This is a genomic window from Roseateles sp. P5_B10, from assembly GCF_056400485.1.
Genome location: NZ_JBFULE010000480.1, coordinates 1 through 4059, shown reverse-complemented (window position 1 = coordinate 4059; position 4059 = coordinate 1). Strand labels below are relative to the sequence as shown.

The window sequence follows — 4059 nt, the reverse complement described above, 5'->3', positions numbered from 1 at the left end:
GGCCAGGTAGTCGTCCCAGCTGCGCCATTCGGGGCGCAGCGTCAGCACCATGTCGGGTTCGGTGTCGACGCTGCGATAGCCCAGCAGGCGCAGTGACGGTGAGACGTGCTGGGCGGCCATGCCGAGGTCCTTGATCAGCGCCAGGTCGGACTGGCCGTCGAGCTTGTCGGCGCGGCGCAGCCGGTAGATGGCTTCGCAGACGCCATGCCAGAGCTGGCCCTCATCGGCATGCGGCGCCAGGGCCATGGCGCGCGCGCCCCAGACGAGCAGGTTGCCGCAGACCAGCAGATGCTCCTTGAGCCCGGCCATGGGTGCATCGACCAGCTTCTTGCTGCCGGGCTTGCGCAGCTGGGCGCCGCCGACGGCCACGCGCTGCAGCAGTAGCGCCGCGACTGGCGCACCATCGGCATAGGCCATGGCGTAGCGCGGCTCGATGTTGTCCGGCGCATGCTGCTCCAGCACGCGCAGGTAGTCGCGCGACAGGAAGAGGGTCTGCGCCGCGAGCGCGTCCCAATGTGCCGGGTTCAGGAAGTCGACGCGGTCGGCCAGCACCAGTTGCAGGCCCGAGGCTGTGCGCCGCGCGACGCGCCTGGCCTTGATGTCCTGCAGGGCCTGGACGGGGTTGACCACCTGGGGCTTGAGCTTGCCGAGGGCGCGGCCGGTGCGCTTGAGCTTGGCCACGGTGGCCTGCAGGGGCTTCTTGGCGAGGGGCGATATGGGCATTAATGGTGGAGTGACAACGGGATGCAAAGGCTAACTCAATCGATTCAAGCGGAAGGTATTTGGACACGAAGTTCGTGCAACACGAACTTCGTGTGATACGCTTGATGCCATGAAGAACGTCACCGTGTCCATGGACGACGCCGTGGCCGAATGGGCCCGGTTGGAGGCCGCGCGGCGCAACACCAGCGTGTCTCGCCTGCTGGGGGAACTGCTGGGCGAGAAGATGCGCCACGACGACGCCTATGAGCGCGCGCTGCAGGATTKGCTGCATCGGGAGCGCTCCTGGGCTTCGGACGGCCAGCCTTACCCTGGGCGAGGCATCCTGTGAGCGATCCCGTCTTCGTCGACACCTCCGTGCTGCTGTTCAGCGAGGACGGCGCCCGCCCCGCTGAGCGCGAGCAGGTGCTGGCCTGGCTGCGCGAGCTGTGGGCCACCCGCACCGGCCGGGTGTCGGTGCAGGTGCTGAACGACTTCTACCTGCTGGCCACGCGCCAGGTCACGCCGCCCATGCCGCAAGGCGATGCGCGTGCCGAGGTGCGCCGCTACCAGCACTGGCGTCCGTGGGCGACGGACCAGGCGACTGTCGAATCCGCCTGGTCGCTGGAAAGCCGCTTCGGCCTGCCATTCGCCGACGCCCTTGTCGTCGCCAGCGCCAAGGCGCAGGGCTGCACTCGACTGYTCAGCCTGGCCCTGCCGCACGAAGCCGTCTTCGACAGCGTGCAGGTGTTCAACCCCATCGTGACCGCCCCATGAGCCTCGACCAAGCCCTTGCCCAGATCCGGCCCGACGTGCGCGCGGCACAGGCTTACGTCGTCCAGCCGAGCACCGGCTTCGTCAAGCTGGACATCATGGAGAACCCCTACCGCCTGCCGACCGAACTGCAGTTGGCGTTGGGCGAGCGCCTCGGCGCCGTTGCCATCAACCGCTACCCGGCCGAGCGCACCGCCGACCTGGCCGCGGCGCTGAAGGTCCATGCCGGCCTGCCCGAGGCCTTCGGCATCACGCTGGGCAATGGCTCGGACGAACTCATCAGCCTGCTGACGCTGGCCGTGTCCAAGCCTGGTGCGGTCATCCTGTCGCCGCTGCCCAGCTTCGTCATGTACGAGATGTCGGCGCGGCACCAGCACCTGCGTTTTGTCGGCGTGCCGCTGCAGGCTGGAGACTTCGAGTTGGACGAGGCCGCCATGCTGGCCGCGATTGCGGAGCATCAGCCGGCACTCATCTACCTCTCCTACCCCAACAACCCGACCGGCAACCTCTGGGACGCCGCCGCCATCGAGCGCATCGTCGCCGCGGCGCCTGGCCTGGTCGTCATGGACGAGGCTTACCAACCCTTTGCATCCTCCGACAGCCTGGCGCTGATGGCCTGCCACCCGCACGTGCTGGTGATGCGCACCATGAGCAAGTTCGGCCTGGCCGGCGTGCGGATCGGCTATCTCTGTGGTTCGGCCGAGCTGGTCGCGCAGATCGAGAAACTACGCCCGCCCTTCAACGTCAGCGTGCTGAACGCCGAGGCCGCGCTGTTCGCGCTGGAGCATGCCGAGGTCTACGCCGCCCAGGCCGCCGAGCTGCGCCAGCAGCGTGAGCGCCTCTTCAGCGCCTTGCAGGCCATGCCCGGTGTCACACCCTGGCCAAGCCAGGGCAATATGATCCTGGCCAGGGTTCAGGACGCCGCCGCCACCTTCGCGGCGCTGAAGGCCCGGGGCGTGCTGATCAAGAACGTCTCGGCCATGCACCCGCTGCTAGCGAACTGTGTGCRCATCACGGTCGGAACGCCCGACGAAAACACCCTGCTGCTCCAAGCGATTCAAGCATGTCTGAACTGAACGCCTCCACAACCGCGCGCATCGCCGAAGTCACTCGCAACACCCGCGAGACGCGCATCACGGTGCGCGTCAACCTGGACGGCACGGGCCAGTCCAAGCTGCAGACCGGCATCGGCTTCTTCGACCACATGCTGGACCAGATCGCCCGCCACGGCCTGATGGACCTGGACATCCATTGCGAGGGTGACCTGCACATCGACGGCCACCACACCGTCGAGGACGTCGGCATCACGCTGGGCCTGGCCGTCGCCAAGGCCGTGGGCGACAAGGCCGGCCTGACGCGCTACGGCCACAGCTATGTGCCGCTGGACGAGGCCCTGTCGCGGGTCGTCATCGACCTTTCCGGCCGGCCGGGCCTGCACATGGACTGCAAGTTCACGGCCGGCAGCGTCGGCGCCTTCGACACCCAGCTGACCTTCGAGTTCTTCCAGGGCTTCGTCAACCACGCGCTGGCCACGGTCCACATCGACAACCTGAAGGGCCACAACGCCCACCACCAGGCCGAAACCATGTTCAAGGCTTTTGGCCGCGCGTTGCGCATGGCGACGACGCCGGACCCGCGCTCCGCAGGCGTGATCCCGTCGACCAAGGGCTCGCTGTGAGCCGCGCCTTGCTCCGCAGCCTCGCGGCACTGGCGTTGAGCGGCCTGTTTGCCGTGGGCGCCATGGCGCAGGAAGGGCAGCCTTGCCCGCGGCCGGGCACCCAGGAGGACATGCCCCAGATGCTGGGCCCGGGCTTTGAGCGCATGATGACCCATGGCTTCGAAGCCACCATGCCCGGCGGCGGCTGCAGCATCCGCTACAAGCATCCGAGCGGCATGTGGGCCGACGTCTACATCTACCAGGCCCAATTGGGTCGCGTCGAGGACGTTGCGCGAGATCCCCGGTTGCTGGAGGAGTTCAAGTCCGCGATGAGCGGCATCGTCAAAGGCTGGCAGCAGCGTTACCCCGACACCAAGGTGCGCGACGTCGTCGCGCAATATGAGAACCACGGCCAGAGCCGAACCGAGGTCTTGGTGGGCTGGGCCACGATCGACCGCCCCGAGAAGGAAGTTTTGCGCAGCTATGTGCAGCTGTGGAGTGGCGGTGGCTCCATCTGGAAGCTTCGCACCACCTTCCCCGGCGTCGACAAAGCCGTGTCCGAGCCCGCCGTGACGGCACTGGGCAATGCGCTGGTCGACCTGTCCCGGGGGAAGCCATGACCCGCACCGTTGCCGTCGTCGACTACGGCATGGGCAACCTCCGCTCGGTGTCTCAAGCTGTCATCCATGCCGCCGAGGGCCAGGGTTTCGAGGTGGCCATCACTTGCGACCCCGAAGTAGTGCGCGCCGCCGAGCGTGTTGTGCTGCCCGGCCAGGGTGCCATGCGCGACTGCATGCGCGAGCTGGCCGACTCGGGTGTCAAGGAAGCCGTGCTTGAAGCCGCCGCCACCAAGCCGCTGCTGGGCGTGTGCGTTGGCATGCAGATGCTGCTGGATCACAGCGAGGAGCAGGACACGCCCGGCCTGGGGC

General features: G+C 67.5%; 7 protein-coding genes. 6 read left to right on the top strand and 1 reads right to left on the bottom strand.

All coding sequences use genetic code 11. From position 1 onward, the window contains the following. Positions 1-723 (bottom strand): GNAT family N-acetyltransferase (locus AC1DU6_RS22315; RefSeq protein ID WP_477859684.1); only part of this gene is annotated, 723 nt, incomplete at its 3' end. A 109-nt stretch (positions 724-832) separates the two neighbouring features. Between AC1DU6_RS22315 and AC1DU6_RS22310 the strand changes: the two genes are divergently transcribed. The 6 genes from AC1DU6_RS22310 to AC1DU6_RS22285 form a co-directional block, all read left to right on the top strand. Next, a complete protein-coding gene (locus AC1DU6_RS22310) occupies positions 833-1051 on the top strand; it encodes a CopG family transcriptional regulator (RefSeq protein ID WP_477859683.1) in 219 nt (72 codons plus the stop codon). Then, positions 1048-1476 (top strand): PIN domain-containing protein, encoded by a 429-nt coding sequence (locus AC1DU6_RS22305; protein WP_477859681.1) that lies wholly within the window; start codon positions 1048-1050, stop codon positions 1474-1476. The genes AC1DU6_RS22310 and AC1DU6_RS22305 overlap by 4 nt, the downstream gene beginning before the upstream one ends. Next, on the top strand, positions 1473-2549 hold the full coding sequence (hisC, locus tag AC1DU6_RS22300) for a histidinol-phosphate transaminase (protein ID WP_477859679.1): 1077 nt from the start codon (positions 1473-1475) through the stop codon (positions 2547-2549). Before AC1DU6_RS22305 ends, hisC begins: the two co-directional genes overlap by 4 nt. Further along, positions 2537-3151 (top strand): imidazoleglycerol-phosphate dehydratase HisB, encoded by a 615-nt coding sequence (hisB, locus tag AC1DU6_RS22295; RefSeq protein WP_056193714.1) that lies wholly within the window; start codon positions 2537-2539, stop codon positions 3149-3151. Before hisC ends, hisB begins: the two co-directional genes overlap by 13 nt. An 8-nt stretch (positions 3152-3159) precedes the next feature. Next, positions 3160-3750: a hypothetical protein gene (locus tag AC1DU6_RS22290; RefSeq protein ID WP_457323442.1), complete on the top strand. Its 591-nt coding sequence runs from the start codon at positions 3160-3162 to the stop codon at positions 3748-3750. Continuing rightward, a partial coding sequence (locus tag AC1DU6_RS22285) for a glutamine amidotransferase-related protein (RefSeq protein WP_477859676.1) occupies positions 3747-4059 on the top strand: 313 nt, incomplete at its 3' end. The genes AC1DU6_RS22290 and AC1DU6_RS22285, both read left to right, overlap by 4 nt.